The sequence below is a fragment of the Nocardioides sp. B129/18 genome (assembly GCF_055282735.1).
In genome coordinates, this window is record NZ_JBUZJI010000034.1 from 18,573 (window position 1) to 35,993 (window position 17,421).

16 protein-coding genes are annotated in these 17,421 nt (G+C 73.3%); 6 read left to right on the forward strand and 10 right to left on the reverse strand.

Going from position 1 to position 17,421, the window contains the following annotated elements; genetic code table 11:
- Nucleotides 1–6: 6 nt before the first annotated feature.
- From ACZDWJ_RS18090 to ACZDWJ_RS18100, 3 genes are all read right to left on the reverse strand, one after another.
- Nucleotides 7–1,536, reverse strand: coding sequence for a DUF1800 domain-containing protein (locus ACZDWJ_RS18090; protein WP_463523286.1), 1,530 nt, complete (start codon nt 1,534–1,536; stop codon nt 7–9).
- A gap of 113 nt (nt 1,537–1,649) precedes the next feature.
- Nucleotides 1,650–2,897: a DUF1501 domain-containing protein gene (locus ACZDWJ_RS18095; protein WP_463523288.1), complete on the reverse strand. Its 1,248-nt coding sequence runs from the start codon at nt 2,895–2,897 to the stop codon at nt 1,650–1,652.
- Nucleotides 2,898–2,902: 5 nt separating this feature from the next.
- On the reverse strand, nt 2,903–4,363 hold the full coding sequence (locus ACZDWJ_RS18100) for a DUF1800 domain-containing protein (RefSeq protein ID WP_463523290.1): 1,461 nt from the start codon (nt 4,361–4,363) through the stop codon (nt 2,903–2,905).
- 329 nt (nt 4,364–4,692) lie between these two features.
- On the opposite strand from ACZDWJ_RS18100, the gene ACZDWJ_RS18105 reads away from it, so the two are divergent.
- Nucleotides 4,693–5,097, forward strand: coding sequence for a DUF4234 domain-containing protein (locus ACZDWJ_RS18105; RefSeq protein WP_463523292.1), 405 nt, complete (start codon nt 4,693–4,695; stop codon nt 5,095–5,097).
- Nucleotides 5,098–5,182: 85 nt separating this feature from the next.
- Here ACZDWJ_RS18105 and ACZDWJ_RS18110 read toward each other — a convergent pair whose 3' ends face one another.
- Both ACZDWJ_RS18110 and glgA read right to left on the reverse strand, forming a co-directional pair.
- Nucleotides 5,183–5,881, reverse strand: a complete 699-nt coding sequence (locus tag ACZDWJ_RS18110) for a hypothetical protein (RefSeq protein WP_463523294.1) — start codon at nt 5,879–5,881, stop codon at nt 5,183–5,185.
- Nucleotides 5,882–5,961: 80 nt separating this feature from the next.
- A complete protein-coding gene (glgA, locus tag ACZDWJ_RS18115; protein WP_463523296.1) occupies nt 5,962–7,158 on the reverse strand; it encodes a glycogen synthase in 1,197 nt (398 codons plus the stop codon).
- Nucleotides 7,159–7,204: 46 nt separating this feature from the next.
- Between glgA and glgC the strand changes: the two genes are divergently transcribed.
- Nucleotides 7,205–8,452: a glucose-1-phosphate adenylyltransferase gene (gene glgC, locus ACZDWJ_RS18120; protein WP_463523298.1), complete on the forward strand. Its 1,248-nt coding sequence runs from the start codon at nt 7,205–7,207 to the stop codon at nt 8,450–8,452.
- 13 nt (nt 8,453–8,465) lie between these two features.
- Here glgC and ACZDWJ_RS18125 read toward each other — a convergent pair whose 3' ends face one another.
- On the reverse strand, nt 8,466–9,047 hold the full coding sequence (locus ACZDWJ_RS18125) for a mismatch-specific DNA-glycosylase (RefSeq protein WP_463523300.1): 582 nt from the start codon (nt 9,045–9,047) through the stop codon (nt 8,466–8,468).
- Nucleotides 9,048–9,171: 124 nt separating this feature from the next.
- Nucleotides 9,172–10,581 carry a WS/DGAT/MGAT family O-acyltransferase gene (locus ACZDWJ_RS18130; protein ID WP_463523302.1) on the reverse strand — a complete coding sequence of 470 codons (1,410 nt, stop codon included), beginning with the start codon at nt 10,579–10,581 and terminating at the stop codon, nt 9,172–9,174.
- Between the two features lie 240 nt (nt 10,582–10,821).
- Here ACZDWJ_RS18130 and ACZDWJ_RS18135 point away from each other — a divergent pair, with 240 nt between their 5' ends.
- Together ACZDWJ_RS18135 and ACZDWJ_RS18140 are read left to right on the forward strand one after the other, a co-directional pair.
- Nucleotides 10,822–11,289 carry a hypothetical protein gene (locus tag ACZDWJ_RS18135; protein WP_463523304.1) on the forward strand — a complete coding sequence of 156 codons (468 nt, stop codon included), beginning with the start codon at nt 10,822–10,824 and terminating at the stop codon, nt 11,287–11,289.
- Between the two features lie 68 nt (nt 11,290–11,357).
- Nucleotides 11,358–12,482 carry an FUSC family protein gene (locus tag ACZDWJ_RS18140; RefSeq protein ID WP_463523306.1) on the forward strand — a complete coding sequence of 375 codons (1,125 nt, stop codon included), beginning with the start codon at nt 11,358–11,360 and terminating at the stop codon, nt 12,480–12,482.
- Nucleotides 12,483–12,515: 33 nt separating this feature from the next.
- On the opposite strand, the gene ACZDWJ_RS18145 is transcribed toward ACZDWJ_RS18140, so the two are convergent.
- Nucleotides 12,516–13,643, reverse strand: a complete 1,128-nt coding sequence (locus ACZDWJ_RS18145) for a glutamate--cysteine ligase (protein ID WP_463523308.1) — start codon at nt 13,641–13,643, stop codon at nt 12,516–12,518.
- A 60-nt stretch (nt 13,644–13,703) separates the two neighbouring features.
- On the opposite strand from ACZDWJ_RS18145, the gene ACZDWJ_RS18150 reads away from it, so the two are divergent.
- Entirely contained in the window at nt 13,704–15,137 is a 1,434-nt protein-coding gene (locus ACZDWJ_RS18150) for a threonine/serine exporter family protein (protein ID WP_463523310.1), read from the forward strand.
- On the opposite strand, the gene ACZDWJ_RS18155 is transcribed toward ACZDWJ_RS18150, so the two are convergent.
- Both ACZDWJ_RS18155 and ACZDWJ_RS18160 read right to left on the reverse strand, forming a co-directional pair.
- Nucleotides 15,081–15,650 carry a DUF402 domain-containing protein gene (locus tag ACZDWJ_RS18155; protein ID WP_463523312.1) on the reverse strand — a complete coding sequence of 190 codons (570 nt, stop codon included), beginning with the start codon at nt 15,648–15,650 and terminating at the stop codon, nt 15,081–15,083. The two genes, ACZDWJ_RS18150 and ACZDWJ_RS18155, sit on opposite strands and share 57 nt — an antisense overlap.
- A gap of 109 nt (nt 15,651–15,759) precedes the next feature.
- A complete protein-coding gene (locus tag ACZDWJ_RS18160; protein ID WP_463523314.1) occupies nt 15,760–16,596 on the reverse strand; it encodes an SDR family NAD(P)-dependent oxidoreductase in 837 nt (278 codons plus the stop codon).
- 111 nt (nt 16,597–16,707) lie between these two features.
- Between ACZDWJ_RS18160 and ACZDWJ_RS18165 the strand changes: the two genes are divergently transcribed.
- Complete coding sequence (locus ACZDWJ_RS18165) at nt 16,708–17,358, forward strand: TetR/AcrR family transcriptional regulator (protein ID WP_463523316.1); 651 nt, start codon at nt 16,708–16,710, stop codon at nt 17,356–17,358.
- Nucleotides 17,359–17,421 lie beyond the last annotated feature (63 nt).

A 17,421-nucleotide genomic window follows, 5' to 3' on the forward strand; every position in this document is an offset into this window, starting at 1 on the left:
GGCTCCTCAGCGCTGGTAGGTGGTCGGGAGGTCGAGCAGGGCGGCGAGCAGCGCCGGGAAGCCCTTGGTGACGACGGCGTGGGTGGCGGTGATGCTGGTGGCCGGGTCGGCGATGCCGGTGGCCTGGCAGCACGCCTGCAGCGCGGTCTCCGTGGACGGCCGCTGGTGCAGGGTGCGGTGCAGGTGGTCGACGAGGTCGCGGAAGGCGATCGGCATCGTCGGCAGGAACGCCTTGACGCCGGGGAACGCCGCGGCGCTGGGGTAGGCCAGCGTCGCGAAGCGGGCGTGGGCCTTGAGCGAGGCCGACGCCCGGGCCGCACTGGCCCAGGCCGGGCCGACCTGCGGCTGGCCGTCGGGGCTGGGCCAGCTGAAGGGGATGTGCCCCTGGTCGCGGGCGCCGATCACGAGCAGGTTGGCCAGCGACGTCGCCCCGGTGGGCTTGGTGAGGTTCACCCGCAGCATGCGCAGCACCGCGACGAGGTCCTCGTGGGGGTCGCGCAGCTTCAGCCCGGCCGAGGCGGCGAACTCGTCGGAGGCCACGAGGGCCTTGAGCACCGGACGCAGATCGGTGTCGTTGTCGAGGTAGACCTGCGCGAGCCGCTCGACGAGCGCGGCCGGGGCGTCGTCGCGGACGAAGCGGACGACCAGCTTGGTGGCGATGCGGCGGGCGGTGGCGGGGTGGTGGGCCAGGTAGCGGGTCAGGCGCTCGATCGCCGGACGACCGTCGAGGGCGCTGTTGGGGTCGGTGAAGCCGAGGATCTTCACCGGGCCGACGGCGTGCGAGCCGGTGACGAAGGCCAGCAGGCCGGTGACGGCGTTGACGGTGAAGCCGGTGAGCAGGCGGGCGGTGTCCTTGACGTCGTCCTCGGTGTAGTTGCCGACGCCGACGGTGTGCAGCTCGAGGAGCTCGCGGGCGAGGTTCTCGTTGGGGTGCGCCTTGGTGGAGTTCATGGCGTTGAGGTACGTGAGCATCGCCGGGTGCACGGTGGTGGCGGTGAGGAGGTCGTCGAAGCGGCCGAGCGCCTTGGAGCGGATCAGCTCGCCGTACTGGGCGCGGAAGGGGAACGCGCCGTCGGCGGCCAGCGGCACGTGGAGGTGGTTCTCCAGGACGTCGGTGACGGCCTCGAGCACCGGCTGCGGGGAGGTGATGCGCCGCGTCAGGGTGCGGTTGACGTAGTCGTACATGACGAGGGTGCCCGAGCGGACGCCCGTGCGGTCGCGCACCCAGATGTCCAGCGGTGCGCGGTTGAGGTCGGCCCACCAGCTCGCGATGTTCGCCGCGGTGGCGTCGTAGGGCAGCGCGAGCTGGGCGTCGAACCAGGCCTTCGGTCCGCCGGCCGCGTCGACGGCGGCCACCGACGCCGGCGTCGCCCCGTAGGCGAAGCGGTTGAGCAGGTGCACGACGGGCGCGGATCCCACGGTGGTCGCGGGGTAGGTGCCGGGCGTGAAGCTCACCGCCTTCGTGGTGCCCGTCGTGCGCTTGCGGGGCAGGCGGCGGATGGCGGGGCGGTGGCGGTCGGTGGTCGAGGTGCTCATCGGTGCACTTCCTCGTCGGGGGGATCGGTGGTGCCGGGGGGTGGTGGTGCGGGTCCTGCGGATGGAGCGGGTGGAGCGGGGAGTGGTCTGTGAGACCCCAGGGGGGAGGGGCCTCACAGACCGGTCATGACGCCCACGGCCTGCGGGGTGAAGCCGGGGAAGACGGTGGCGGTGGACGCGCTGGTGCGGGTGGCGACGATCTCCGCGAGCACCGAGCGGTAGTCGGTGGTGACCTGGACGTCGGCGTCGAGGCTGTTGGTCAGGCCCGGCCAGGTGCCGTAGTACCTCCCGCCCTTGACGCCCGCGCCGGCGAGGAGCATGACGTTGCCCCAGCCGTGGTCGGTGCCGTTGCTGGCGTTCTCGGCGACGCGGCGGCCGAACTCGGAGATCGTCACGAGGGTGACGCGGGAGGCGGCCGGGCCGAGGTCGGCGAAGAAGGCGGCGATGGCGCCGGCCAGCTCGCCGGCGTTCTCGACGAAGGCGCCGCCGGCGAGGGTGCCGGCGTTGACGTGCATGTCCCAGTCGCCCTGGTCGACGGTGATCAGGCGCGCGCCGACGTCGCCCTTGATGGTGCGCGAGATCGACGACATCGCGCGACCGAGGTCGGTGTCGGGGAAGGCGGCGGCGTGGTCGGCCTGGGCCTTGGCCGGGCCGAGCTCGTCGACGGCGGTCATGGCCGAGCGGACGGCGGTGCCCATGGGGCCCTTCGCGCCGGCCCACTGCATCCGCAGGGCGCGGACGCGCTGGTGGGTCTCGTCCCAGCGGTCGTCGCCGGCGATGCGGGCGTCGTCGAGGTCGCCGAAGGACATGACGGCGGCGGGACCGTAGAGGGCGGAGGGGATGGCGCCGACCGAGACGGCGCGCAGCGGGTCGGCGCTGGTGCCGAGCACCCGGTTGAGCCAGCCGACGCGGCTGGTGGAGCCGGGGTCGGCGTCCTCGATCTCCTCCATCGCGGAGAAGTGGCTGCGGTTGGCCACGGGCAGGCCGGTGGCGTGGACGGCGGCCAGCCTCCCGGACTGCCACAGCGGCAGGAGCGGGGCCAGGGCCGGGTGGAGCCCGAAGTAGGAGTCGGCGGCGAGCAGGCTGGCCTTCGGGACGGCCAGCGTCGGCCGGGCGGCGTAGTAGGCGGGGTCGCCGTGGGGGACGACGAGGCTCAGGCCGTCGGCGGCACCCCGCAGGGACAGCACGACGACGACCTCGTCGCTGCCCTCGGCGGCGAAGGCGGGACGTGCCATGCCGACGACGGCCGAGCCGACGGTGAAGCTGAGGCCGGCGACGCCGGCGCCGCGCAGGAGCGTGCGTCGCGAGACGCCGCGGCCGGACTCGGGGCAGCCGCAGCCGGGGATGGGGGTGGAGGTCATGGCGCTCACCGCTCGTAGTGGTTCGGGTGGTCGAGGAAGGCGCCCAGCAGGCGCGGGAAGCCCCACTGGATGACCGGGTGGTTGGCGCTGATGACGGTCTCGGGGGTCACGTTCGCCGCGACGCAGCAGCTGCGCAGCAGGTCGGCGGTCGACGCGCGCCCGTGCAAGGTGCGCGAGAGGTGGTCGACGAAGACGCGGAAGGAGACCCGCGGGCGGGGCAGCCACTGCTTCGGCGTGCGCCACCCGACGTCCTTGCTGGGCCACCAGCCCCCGGCGACCTGCCAGTGGAAGTCCATGGACGCCAGTGCCCGCGCGGGCGTCGCCCAGGCCTGGCTGTCGGCGGGACGTCCGTCCGGGCGCGGCCAGTCCATGGGGCCGAGGCCGACGTTCTGGGCCTGCCAGAGCATCGCGTCGACCGCGGCGCCGTCGGTGGTGGGTCGCTTGAGGGCCGGGGCGAGCACCCGGTACGTGGCGACCACGTCCTCGCTGGGGTCGCGCAGCTTCTTGCCGGCCGAGCCGAGGAACTCCGGCGAGGCGACGAGGGTGCGCAGCATCGGCACGATGGCGGTGTCGTTGTCGAGGTAGACCTTCGCGAGCCGGTCGACCAGGGCCTGCGAGGGGGTGTCGCTGACGAAGCGCACGGCGAGCTTGCGGGCGATCCGCTCGGCGGTCGCGGGGTGACGCGCGAGGTAGGAGAGCAGGCGGCGCGTGAGGTCCTGGCCGTCGGTGGAGGCGTTGGGGTCGCTGAACCCCATCACCGTCACCGGGCCGGTCCAGTGGTGCTTGGGCTGGTAGGACGGCGCCCAGGTGTTCCACTGGTCGACGCGCCAGCCGGTGAGGATGCGGGCGGCCGCCTTGACGTCGTCCTCGGTGTAGGCGCCGATGCCGACGGTGTGCAGCTCGAGCAGCTCGCGACCGAGGTTCTCGTTGGGGTGGGACTTCGTGGAGGTGGCGTTGCCGAGGAAGAGCAGCATCGCGGGGTGCAGCACGGCGGTCTGCAGCAGCTCCTCGAAGGTGCCGAGGGCGCGCTGGCGGATCTCCTCGCCGTAGGGCACCCGCCAGAACGCGACGACGTCGCCGCCCACCGGCACGTGGAAGTGGCTCTCCCAGAACTCGGTCATGACCTCGAGCACCTGGCGCTTGGACGTGATGCGGCGCAGCAGCAGGCGTCGGCCGTAGTCGGCCATGACCTCCCAGCTGCCCTCGGTGCCGGCCTGCTGGCGAGCCCAGATCGTGGCGGCGTCGAGGTGCTGGTTGGGCCAGTAGTCGGCCTCGGCGGCCAGCTTCTCGGGGGCGTCGTAGGCGGTGGCGATCTGGCGGTCGAACCAGGCGCGGGCGCCGCCGGCCTTGAGGACGTCCTTGGTCAGGCTCGTCGTGACGCCGAAGGAGAAGCGGCTCACCAGCAGGCGGGCGCTGGTGGAGAGGATCGGGGTCGCCGGGTAGCGACCCGGGGTGTATCGGGACACGGACACCGTCCAGGTGGGGGGTTCGGGGGGATGCGGGGGACGCTCCCGAGCGGGGCGCTCGGGGGCTGATGGCGGGCTGGGGGGCACGCTCAGGAGGGGACTCGGCACCGGGGGGTGCCGACCTGAGCAGGGGGAACGAGGCCACCGTCCGATCCGTCGATCCGTGTCTGTCTGGTGCTCGACCATGACACGTTCGGGCCATCGTCATCTAGTGCGTTCGGGCCATCTCGAGATGAGGAAGTCCTCACCGACGCGGTGCGCTTCCGACACCCCGCCCCGTGTCACTACGGTGGGCGGGTCGTCCCACCCCACGCTCGGAGGAGTCCCTCATGTCCGCCACGCAGACCAACCCCTACGCGATGCCCGCCGCGGGCAGCGTCGGTCAGGTCCGGTCCACCGGCATCTGCATCCTGCTGACGATCGTCACGCTCGGCTTCTACACGCTGTACTGGTACTACAAGACCCACGCCGAGATGAAGGCCCACACCGGCCAGGGCGTCGGCGGCGGGATCGCTCTGCTCCTCGCCCTCCTCGTCGGCATCGCGATGCCCTTCGTGACGGCTGCCGAGGTCGGCGGCCTCTACGAGCGCTCGGGCCGCGAGAAGCCGGTCTCGGCCGTCACCGGCCTCTGGTACCTGCTGCTGGGCTGGTTCCTCTTCGTCGGCGCCATCGTGTGGTTCGTCAAGGTCAACGGCGCGCTCAACGACTACTGGCGCTCGCAGGGCGCCGCCTGAGCCCTCGGCTCCCGCACGGGGCGTCCCGATCTCCTCAGCGGGATCCGGGCGCCCCGTCGTCGTTCCTCGGATCGGCTCGGCGCGATCAGTCGCGCAGGTCCCACAGTCGGCGGCTGGTCGGCACGAGGTCGAGGTCGCGGTCGGCGCCGATCCGGGCGACGCTGGCCAGCATCTGCTCGAGGCGACGCCGCAGCTCGGCGTCATCGCCCCCGCTGCCGTAGAAGGCGTGCATGTCGGTGACCGCCGCGCTCGGGAAGAGCTCCTCGACGATCGCGTCGACCCGCGGCGCGTCGGGCGTCACCGGTGAGACGACGAGGTTCTGCACGTAGCCGGTGGTGGCCTGGGTGCGGATGGCGATCGGGGTGTGGTCGACCAGCCAGCGGTGCAGCCACTCCTCGTGCTCGAGCTCGGCCGGGCGACGCAGCACCGCCACGTTGGCCAGCGCGTCGGCGCGCTCGCCGTCGTAGCTCTCGGCCGGGTCGAGCCGACGTCGCTCGTCGACCAGCCAGCCCGCCACCCGGTGCGCCCGCTCGGCGAGCAGGGCGTGCACGCCGTCGTGGTCGCGCACCTCGCCCCAGATCGACACGACGGCGGTGACGGCGTCCTCGCCGGTGTGGAAGCGCATCGCCCCGGCGACGTCGGAGTCGTCGAGGTTCACCTGGACGCGCACGGCGCCGCGGTCGGCGAGCTCGGCGCGGAACGCGGGCTCGAGAAGATCGTCGGCCACGCCGTCCCACAGCAGGTGGACGGTCTTCTGCGTGCCCGCCGGCAGCCAGGTCGTCATGGCGAGGCACCGTAGTGACCGCGGTCACGTCCTGGCGGCCCCGCCCAGCCGGTGGACGCAGCCGGTGGACGCCGCGAGCCTCAGAGCACCGAGCGGTGGATCTCCACGGTGCGCGCGGCGATGGCGTCCCAGCTGAACGCGGCGATCGCGCGCTCGCGTCCGGCACGGCCCATCGCCGCGGCGCGGTCAGGGTCGGCGACCAGTCCGACGAGCGCCTCGGCGAAGTCGGCGACGTAGCGCTCGGGGTCCAGCGGCCGCCCGGTGCCGTCGTCGGCCTGCTCGATGGGCACCAGCAGACCGGTCTCGCCGGGCACGACCACCTCGGGGATGCCGCCGGTGGCGGTCGCGACGACCGCGGTCTCGCAGGCCATCGCCTCGAGGTTGACGATGCCCAGCGGCTCGTAGATCGAGGGGCAGGCGAAGACGGTGGCGGCGGTGAGCAGGGCGACGACGTCGGCGCGCGGCAGCATCTCGCCGATCCACACGACGCCCTGGCGGGTGGCGCGCAGCTCGTCGACCAGGCCGGTGACCTCGGCCTCGATCTCGGGGGTGTCCGGCGCGCCGGCGCACAGCACGATCTGCACCTCCGGCGGCAGCGCGGCGCAGGCCCGCAGGAACAGCGGCAGGCCCTTCTGGCGGGTGATCCGGCCGACGAACACCACGGAGGGACGGTCGGGGTCGACGCCGAGGGCGCGCACGCGGTCGGGCGCCGGGGTGGGCGTCCACAGCTCGGTGTCGATGCCGTTGTGCACCGTGTGCACGCGGGCGGGGTCGACGGCGGGGTAGCAGCGCAGCACGTCCGCCCGCATCGCCGCCGACACCGCGATGATCGCGGCGGCGGACTCGTAGGCGGTGCGCTCGACCCAGGAGGAGAGCCGGTAGCCGCCGCCGAGCTGCTCGGCCTTCCACGGACGCAACGGCTCCAGGGAGTGCGCGGTGACGACGTGCGGCACGTCGTGCAGCAGGCTCGCGAGGTGACCGGCGTGGTTGGCGTACCAGGTGTGGGAGTGCACGACGTCCGCGCCGGCGCAGGCCTCCGCGATCGCGAGGTCGACGCCGATCGTGCGCAGCGCCGCGTTGGCGCCGGCGAGCTCGGCCGGCTCGGCGTAGGAGGACGTGCCGGCCTCGTCGCGGGGGGCGCCGAAGGCGTGCACCCGGGCCTCGACGTCGGCCTGCGGCCCGAGGCGTCGCAGCGCCCGCACCAGCTCGGCGACGTGCACCCCCGCGCCGCCGTAGATCTCGGGCGGGTACTCCTTGGAGACGACGTCGACGCGCACGGCGTGACGGTACCGGTCGGGCGCTGCCGGGCACTACGTTGGCGCCATGAGCACCGTCGCCCGCAAGAAGGTCCTGGCCATCGTCCTGGCGGGCGGTGAGGGCAAGCGGCTGATGCCGCTCACCGCCGACCGCGCCAAGCCGGCCGTCCCCTTCGGCGGCATCTATCGGCTCATCGACTTCGCGCTCTCCAACGTCGTCAACTCCGGCTGCCTGCAGGTCGTCGTGCTGACGCAGTACAAGTCGCACAGCCTCGACCGTCACGTCACCCAGACCTGGCGGATGTCCTCGATGCTCGGCAACTACGTCACCCCCGTGCCCGCGCAGCAGCGCGTCGGCAAGCACTGGTACCTCGGCAGCGCCGACGCGATCTACCAGTCGCTCAACCTGATCCGCGACGAGCAGCCCGACATCGTCGTCGTGGTCGGCGCCGACCACGTCTACCGCATGGACTTCTCTCAGATGATCGCCCAGCACGTCGAGAGCGGCGCCGCGTGCACCGTCGCCGCGATCCGCCAGCCGATCTCCCTGGCCGACCAGTTCGGCGTCATCGACGTCGTGCCCGACGAGCCCTCGCGCATCCGGGAGTTCCTCGAGAAGCCCACCGCGCCGGTCGGCCTGCCCGACAGCCCCGGCGAGGTGCTGGCCTCGATGGGCAACTACGTCTTCGACGCCGACGCGCTCGTCGAGGCCGTCACCCGCGACGCCGACACCACCGGCTCCCAGCACGACATGGGCGGCGACATCGTCCCCTCGTTCGTGCGGCGCTCGCAGGCCGGCGTCTACGACTACAAGGACAACGTGGTGCCCGGCGCCACCGCCCGCGACCAGGGCTACTGGCGCGACGTCGGCACCATGCGCTCCTACTACGACGCCCACATGGACGTCGTCTCGCCGCTGCCGGTCTTCAACCTCTACAACTTCGACTGGCCGATCTACACCACCTACGGCCCGCAGCCGCCCTCGAAGGTCGTGCAGGGCGCTGACGGCTCGCCGTCGCGGGCCGAGGACGCCCTGCTCTCGCCGGGCACCGTCATCACCGGCGGTGCGGTCACGCGCTCGGTGCTCAGCCCGGCGGTGTGGGTCGAGACCGGCGCGCAGGTCAGCGACTCGATCCTGCTCAACGGGGTGCGCATCGGCGAGGGCGCGCAGGTGCGCAACGCGATCCTCGACAAGAACGTCGTCGTGCCGCCGGGCGCGCGCGTCGGGGTCGACGTCGAGGAGGACCTCGCCCGCGGCTTCGTCGTCCAGGACGGCCTGACGATCCTCGGCAAGGACCAGCCGTTCCCGTCCTGATCCGGCCGACCGCTCAGAGCACCCCGGCCGCCGTCGCCGCCTCGGCGTAGGCGGCGGCGAGGGAGTCGACGGTCTCGTGGGCGTTGAGCCCGCTGGGGTTCGGCACCACCCACAGCTCGGCGCCGGCCAGCAGCTCGTCCTGGCGGCCCATGACTGCCTTCGGGCGCGCGAAGGCGACGCGGTAGGCGGTGATCCCGGCCATCGCCACCACCCGCGGACGCACCCGCGCGATCGTCTCCTCCAGCTGCCGGCCGCCGGCGCGCTGCTCCTCCGCGGTGAGCTCGGAGGCCTTCGCGGTGGCGCGCCGCACCAGGTTGGTGATGCCGATCCCGCGCTCGCGCAGGTGCGCGCGGTCGTCGTCGTCCATGCCGGTGGGGGAGATCGGACGCGTGATCACCCCGCCCTTGCGCAGCGCCGGGTAGAAGCGGTTGCCGGGGTGGGCGAAGTGGGTGCCGGTGGCGGCGGTCCACAGGCCGGGGTTGATGCCGACGAACAGCAGCCGCAGCGGCGGGTCGTCGGGGCCGGGCAGCAGGTCGGGCACCTCGGCGTCGCGGAAGGACTCCAGCTCGGCGCGGGTGAAGGTGCGGGCGCTCACCCGCCCCAGCCTGCCAGGCCCTCATGCAACGCGGGGTTCGCCCCATCTGGGCATCCTTCGTGAGGGGTGCCTAGATCGGCGACCCCCGCGTCACATGCGCGTCGGGGTCCTGCGGCGGTCGTGCTCAGGCGATGCCGGCGGCCTTCTCCAGGGCGACGACCTCGGCGTCGAGGTGCGCCAGCAGCCGCTGCAGGCGCGGGACGGTGCGGCGGCAGCCGGTGAGCCCGAAGCTCAGCTGGCCGTCGTAGCTGGTGCAGGTGATGTTGAGCGCCATGCCGTGGATCGGGATCGAGAGCGGGTAGGTGCCCACCAGCCTCGCGCCGTTCCAGTAGTGGGTGGTGCGCGGGCCCGGGACGTTGCTGATGATCAGGTTGTACGGCGGACGCACGACGCCCTGCATGCGCAGCGCCGGGCCGATGATCGCGGGCGCCTGGCCCAGCGCGCTCATGGCGAGGATCTGCACCGGCGTCATCGTCGAGAGCGCCTCCTTGCCGTCCTTCATCGAGCGGTGGATGGCGGTGAGGCGGTCGGCGGCGTCCGCGCGGTCGGTGGCCAGCTGCACCATGACGGCGCCGACGGCGTTGCCGCCCTCGGCCGAGGCCACCTGCGACTGCTTGGCGTTGAGGCCCACCGGCACCATCGCCACCAGCGGCGCCTCGGGCAGCGCGTCGAGCTCGGCGAGGTAGGTGCGCATCGCGCCGCTGCACATCGCCAGGACGACGTCGTTGATCGTGGTGCCGGTGGCCTTGCCGATCGCGCGCAGCCGCTCGATGGGCCAGTCGTCGGCGGCGAAGCGACGCGCGCCGGTGATGCGCTGGTTGAAGATCGTGCGCGGGGCGTAGAGCGAGACCGCGGACGTCTCGTTGCGCGCGGCCTTGCGCAGCGTGCGCAGCAGGGCGGTGGGCAGGCCCGCCGCCTCGGCGGTGAGGCCGATCGCGCTGCGGAACGCCTCCACCGGGATGCCGGCGATCGAGCCGCCGCCGTCGTCGACCTGCGGCAGCGGGGAGCGGCGGCGCGGACGGTAGGCCCACGGCGCGGGCATCTCGCGACGCTCGGGGTCGGTGCTCAGCACGCTCTGCAGCAGGCGCATGGCGCTGACGCCGTCGACCAGCGCGTGGTGGACCTTGGTGTAGAGCGCGACGCGGCCGTCGGCCAGGCCCTCGATGACGTGGGACTCCCACAGCGGGCGCTCCCACGCCAGCCGGGTGGAGTGCAGCCGCGAGCACAGCTCGAAGAGCTCGCGGTAGCGGCCGGGCGCGGGCAGCGCGGAGTGGCGGACGTGGTGCTCGATGTCGAACTGCTCGTCGGGACGCCACACCAGCTGGCCCGCGGTGCGCAGCGAGCGGTGCGGGTGCTTGAGGAACAGCGGCGCGACCTCGTTGTCGCCGAGCATCGCCTCGTACATCTCGCGGATGTAGTCGGGTCCGGCCCCCTCGGGGCGCTCGAAGAGCTGCAGGCCGCCGACGTGCATGGGCATGGCGCGGTTCTCGGCCAGCAGGAAGGCCGAGGAGGTCGGGTCGATCGTCGGGAGCACGCGCTGCCTCTCATCTGGTGACGGGTGCCACATCTCAGCATGCATCGACTCAACGACGCTGCACCCGGGAGGTGATGGGAGGCCGGGTGTCGTGCACAGGACGTCCCCCGACGCGGCGTTCCCCAGATCGGAGGCGGGGGGCTGCGGGCAGGGGCCTGCGATTCCTAGCGTCGTGCTCGCCCCGGCGTGGTGCCGGCGGCTCCACTCCGACGCCTCGGCGTCCCTCTCGGGAGGAACCCCATGACCCACCTCGACACCCCGTCCACGCCCGACTCCGCTGACGCAGCTCCTGACGCAGCGCCTCACGCCGCTCCCGCGCGACCCGCGGCCCCGCGTCGGCGCCTGCGGCTGGCCGCCGTCGGCGGCGTGCTGGTCGGCACCGGGCTGAGCGCGGCGCTGGTCGCCGGCGTCCAGGGCGACGCCGTCGCCCGGCCCGGCGAGGCCCAGGCGCCCGCGGCGCAGATCGCCTCGGGCCCGTCGGGCACCACCATCGAGCGCGTCGGCGGCGACGCCGCCAACGGCTTCGACATCCACTACTACGACGGCACCGTCCTCTACCCGCCCACCGACTCCGAGGCCGTCGCGGAGTGCCTGGAGTACGACACCTATCCCGCCCGGGTGAAGTGCAAGGCCCAGGTGCTCACCTGGTACCGCGACCTCGAGGACATGCGCAAGGCGCTCTACTGGGCTCGGCGCCTGGCCTCCTGAGGCGGTCCGCCGGTCCCGCCCGTTCCGGCGGGGCCGGTGGGCCCGCGCGGCGGCTAGGGTCCGGTGTCGTGCCCGCGTCCCCCGTCCCGCTCGACCTCGAGGCCCGGCTCGAGGCCGCGTGGGCCCGGTCGCGGTCCTCGCTGCGGGTGCGTCTGGCGCGGCTGTCCTCGCTGCGCTGGGCGATCCTGCAGTGCGCGATCGCCGCGGGCGTGGCCTGGCTGGTCGCGCGCGAGCTGCTCGGTCACGCGCTGCCGTTCTTCGCCCCGATCGCGGCCGTCGTCAGCCTCGGCACCTCCTACGGCCAGCGGCTGCGCCGGGTCGCGGAGGTCACCGCGGGCGTGGCGATCGGCGTGCTCGTCGGCGACCTCCTCGTCTCCTGGCTCGGCACCGGCGCCTGGCAGCTCGCGCTCATCGTCGGGCTGGCGATGTCGGTGGCGCTGCTGATGGACGCCGGCACCCTGTTCGTCAACCAGGCGGCGGTGCAGTCGATCTTCGTGGTGGCGCTCGTGCCGGGCACCAGCGGCGCCTTCACCCGCTGGACCGACGCGCTGGTGGGCGGCGGCGTCGCGCTGATCGCGGCCACCGTGGTGCCCGCGGCGCCCCTGCGACGTCCCCGCGAGCAGGCGGCCGTGGTCGTGCGCACCGTCGCGCGGCTGCTGCGCGGGGCGGCCGACGTCATCGAGGACGGCGACGCCGAGCACGGCCTGGAGCTCCTGGCCGACGCCCGCTCCACCGACGTGCTCATCCGACGCCTCCAGGCGGCCGCCGACGAGGGGATGGCCGTGGTCACCTCCTCGCCGTTCCGGGTGCGGCACCGGCCCACGATCCGCCGCATGGCCGACCTCGTCGGTCCGCTCGACCGTGCCCTGCGCAGCACGCGGGTGCTGGTGCGTCAGGTGGCGGTCGCCGCCTACCACCGGCGTCCGGTGCCGGCCTCCTACGCCGCGCTGGCCCGCGATCTCGCCGACGCCGTCGACGAGGTGATCGCCGAGCTGCAGGCCGATCGGATGCCGGTGGCCGCGCGCGACGCCCTGCTGCGCGTCGGCGCGGGCAGCGGTCAGGTGGAGCGCTCGGAGGAGATGACCGCCGAGGTGGTCCTGGCCCAGATCCGCTCGGTCGTGGCCGACCTGCTGGTGCTCACCGGCATGGGTCAGCTGGAGTCCACCGACGCCCTTCCGCCGCCCCCGCGCTGACGGGGGAGCCCGGTCGGGCGGGCCGACGAGGACTCAGAGGCTCTCGCGCAGCTCGCGCACCACGGCGTCGACGACGGCCACGAGGTCGCCGTCGTGCCGCTCGGCCACCGCCCGCTGGCGCTGGTAGGAGGCGCCGCGGGCCAGCAGGTCCGGCACCGAGGCCAGCTCGGCGAGACAGCCCAGACGCGCGGCGACGGGCTCCAGGCGCACCAGCAGGTCGGCGAGGTCGTCGGTGACCAGCCGCTCGGCGTTGTCCGGCCCGGTGATGACGATGGCGTCCACGCCGTAGCGCGCGGCGCGCCACTTGTTCTCCTGCACGTGCCAGGGCGGGAGGCACACCGGCGTGCGGCCGGCGGCGAGCTCCTCGTCGAGGTGCACCACGAGGCAGTGGGTGAGCGCGACGAGGGCGGCGAGGTCGTCGAGGCGCGAGACGCCGTCGCAGATGCGGTTCTCGAGGGTGCCGAGGTGCGAGGCGGGGCGGATGTCCCAGCGGATCTCGTTGAGCTCGTCGATGACGCCGGTGGTCAGCTGGTCGGCCGCGAACCGCTCGTACTCCTCCCAGGTGCCGAACTGGAACGGCAGGCCCGCGGTGGGCAGCTGCTGGAACATCAGGGCCCGGTTGGAGGCGTAGCCGGTGTCGACGCCCGCCCACAGCGGCGAGGACGCCGAGAGCGCCTGCAGGTGCGGGTGGTAGGTGAGCAGCGCGGAGAGCAGCGGCATCACCCGCGCCCGCTCGGGGACGCCCACGTGCACATGGACGCCCCAGATCAGCATCTGCCGCCCCCACCACTGGGTGCGGTCGATCAGCTCGGCGTAGCGGACGCCGTCGCTGAGCTGCTGGGCGGTCCAGGACGCGAAGGGGTGCGTGCCGCCGCCGTAGAGGTCCAGGCCGAGGGCGTCGGCGGCGGGCAGCACGCCGGCCAGGGTGGTGCGCAGATCCGCCATCGCGGCCGGCACGTCCTCGCAGATCCCGGTGACGAGCTCGACGGTGTTGCGCAGCAGCTCCTTGTGGATGCGGCCGGGGTCGTCGAGCCGGGCCTTGGCGCGCATGAAGAGGTGGTCGGCCTCGTTGCGAAGATCACGGGTGCGGCGATCGACGAGCGCGAGCTCCCACTCCACGCCCAGCGTCGGGCGGGGCGAGCCGCGGAAGTCGATGCGCACAGGCTGAAGGGTTCCACATCGGGGGAGGGATCGGGCACCGGTTCATGGCACCCTGGCGCCGTGCTTGAGGCAAGAGAGGTCAACCAGACGATCGACCTGTGCCTGCGCATCGGGGAGGTCCTGCTCTCCTCCGGCGCGGGCGCCGCCGACGTCACCGCCACGATGCAGTCGGTCGCGCGCCACCTCGGGATGCGCAACCCCGACCTCGACGTCACCTTCACGAGCCTGTCGATGAGCTGGCAGGGCATGCCGGAGGACCAGCCGATCAGCCACTCGCGGCTGATCAAGCATCGCGACATCGACTACGCCGACCTCACGGCCGTCGACCATCTGGTGCGCGACCTCCTGGCCGATCGCGTCGACCTGCGCGAGGCCCGGGCCCGACTGGCGCGGCTGGTGTCCTCGGGGCACACGACGGCCCGCTGGAAGGTCACCGTCGGCTGGGGCGTCATGTGCGCGGGCGTGGGCATCCAGCTCGGCGGCGACGCGCTCGTCGTCGTCCTCGCGTTCGCGGCGGCCGTGATCATCGACCGCTTCCAGCTGCTCATGGCCCGGCGACGGCTCCCCGCGTTCTACCGGCAGGTCGCCGGCGGCGCGATCGCCACGGTCATCGCCGTGGCCGCAGCCGCCGCCGACCTGCGCGTCGACACCTCGCTGGTGGTCACCGCGAACATCGTCATGCTGCTGGCCGGCGTGGGCTTCATGGGCGCCCTGCAGGACGCGCTCACCGGCTTCTACGTCACCGCCGGCGCGCGCATCACCGAGGCGCTGCTGGCCACGGCCGGCATCATCGCCGGGGTCTCGGGCGGACTCTCCCTGGCCGACATCCTCGGCGTGGACGTGGGCCGGCTCGACCCGGGCGCCGTCGGCCTGAAGTCGGTGACCCTGATGGCCATCGGAGGCGCGGTCTGCGCCACGGCGTTCGGGTTCGCCACCTACGCACCGCGGCGCAGCCTGCTCGCGATCGGAGTCGTGGCCGCCGCCGCCATGGTGATCTCCCAGTCCATCGCCTCCCTCGGTCTGCGTGGGCCGTGGTCGGTGGCGCTCGCGGCCACCTTCGTCGGGTTCGTCAGCTGGACGGTGTCGGGACGTCTGCGGGTGCCGCCGCTCGTGGTCGTGGTGCCTGCGGTCGTGCCGCTGCTGCCCGGTCTGTCGATCTACCGGGGCCTGTCCCTGCTGGCCGACGACGCCGCCATCCCCTCCGAGGGCCTGCTGGCGATGGTGACGGCGGCGTCGGTGGCGATCGCGCTGGCCTCCGGCGTCATCCTCGGCGAGTACATCGCCCAGCCGCTGGGCCGCGAGGCCCGCAAGCTGGAGTCCCGCCTGGCCGGCCCGCGCCTGGTCGGGCCGATCCGCGGCGGTCGACGTCAGGGTCGCGGCGCGGAGATCGAGGCGCCGGTCGAGCAGCCGCTCGAGGAGCCTGCCGAGCCGCCGGCGTCAGTCGACGTCGCCGACGACGGGCAGCAGCTCCCGCAGTCGGGTCAGCCAGCCTGAGACGACGGCGTCGTCGAAGGGCGCCCGCCGGGCGGTGACGGCGTCCATGAGCCAGGCGGCGGTCCGCTCGGCGGCGGCCACCACCTCGGGCGGGTAGCCGTAGGCGACCTGGTGCTCGGCGAACTCGTCCTCGTCGTCGAGGTAGACCGAGCCGTCGGCGGAGCGGCGGATGACGTCGAGGTCGAGATCGACGGCCCGCAGCACGGTGCCGTCCCAGACCGGCCGGTCGGTGACGTCGACGTAGGTCTGCGCCCAGATGCCGGTGGCGTAGAGGCTGGCCAGCCAGCGTCCGCCGTCAGGGTGCGCGGCATGCGGCACGAGCAGCACGTAGTCGACGTCGGAGTCGAAGGCGGCTCCGGGGCGCGCGTGCGGGGTGCCGGCCGGGACGCCCATCCAGGTGCCGTGCTCGTCGGCGCCCAGGTAGATCCCGTCCCACTCCCAGTGCGGTCGACCGCCCCACTTGGTGATCCGTCCCTGGGTCGGCGTGCCGGGGGCCAGCGGCGGGGTGTCCATGGCCCGAGCCTAGGACGTGCGACGGCCCCGCATCCCGAGGCGGGGTGCGGGGCCGTCGTGGGGCCTTGGTGGGGCCCTGGTGGGGCCTTGGTGGGGCGTGGAGCCGGGCTCAGACCACCTTGGCCGGGAGGGTCTTCTTCGAGACCTTCGCGACGATGTCCTGGTAGCGCGAGCCGGTGAGCTTGGCGAACTGGTGCAGGGCGTGGGCGTCGAGGCCGACGAGCACGCGGGCCTGGTTCCTCTCGATGCCCTTGACGATGATCTCGGCGGCGCGGTCGGGGGTCATGCGGGCCAGCTTCTTGTCGAAGAGGCGGGCCGTGGCCTCCTTGTTCTCCTTGGCCGAGACGCGGGCGTTGCGGGCGATGGCGGTCTTGATGCCGCCGGGGTGCACCGAGGTGACGCCGACGTCGTGACCGGCGATGAGCATCTCCTCGCGGATCGCCTCGGTCATGCCGCGCACGGCGTACTTCGTGGCGTTGTAGAGGCTCTGGCCGGGGATGGAGAGCAGGCCGAAGAGCGAGGAGAGGTTGACCAGGTGGCCGTCGCCGGAGGCGATGAGGTGGGGGAGGAAGGCCTTGGTGCCGTGGACGACGCCCCAGAAGTTCACGCCGACGATCCAGTCCATGTCGCCGTACTCGAGGTCGGTGAAGTCGCCGGCCAGCGCGACGCCGGCGTTGTTGATGACGACGTTGACGCGGCCGAACTGCTCGGCGACGGCGTCGGCGTAGGCGGTGACGGCGTCGCGGTCGGAGACGTCGAGGCGGTCGCTGCGGACCTCCTTGGCCCCCGCGCCCTTGACGAGGTCGACGGTCTCGGCCAGGCCGGACTCGTCGACGTCGGAGAGCGCGAGGAGCGCGCCCTTGCCGGCGAGGTTGAGCGCCAGCGCGCGGCCAATGCCGGAGCCGGCTCCGGTGATGACGACGACCTTGTCGGCGAGGTTCTTCATGGATCTCACTCCTGCGAGGCGGTAGGTGCGGCGGGGCGGTGGGGGACGGCGACGCGCCGTCCGAGGTCGACGGTACTGGCGCTATTGAAAATTCGTCAATAGGATCGCGACGTGACCCTGCCGACCCGCACCCGCCTCACGCCCGAGCAGCGCCGACACCAGCTGCTCGACCTCGGCGTGCGGCTGCTGGCCACCCGTTCCCTCGACGAGCTGAGCATCGACATGCTCGCCGAGGAGGCCGGCATCTCGCGCGGGCTGCTCTACCACTACTTCGGCAACAAGCACGACTTCCACCGCGCGGTCGTGCGCCGGGCCGCCGACGACCTCATCGCCCAGACCAGCCCGCCCGTCGACGGCGATCCGCTGTGGCGCCTGGTCGTCTCGATCGCCGCCTACGTCGACTACGTCGACGCCAACTACGAGGGCTATCTCTCGCTGGTCAAGGGCGCGGCCGGCGGCGACGACGACCTCCGCGAGATCTACGACGAGGCGCGCGCCGCGCTCACCGACCGCGTCTTCCGCAGCGACGCCGACGGCGTCCTGGTGCCCGACACCCCGGCCGCCCGCCTGCTCGTGCGCGGCTGGGCGGCGCTGGCCGAGGAGGTCGTGCTGATGTGGAAGGCCGACCCCGCCACCACGCTGACCCGCGACGACGTCGTCGTGCTCATCTCCGACGCCCTCCCCGCGCTGGTCTCGACCGTCGCCGAGCTGCCGTTCCCGCCGTTCAGCGTCCGCGCGCTCCTGGCCGACGTCCCCTCCTGAGCCCACGCGCCCGGCCCGCGACGGCACGAGGCCCCGGACGGCCTGCGCCGTCCGGGGCCCCGC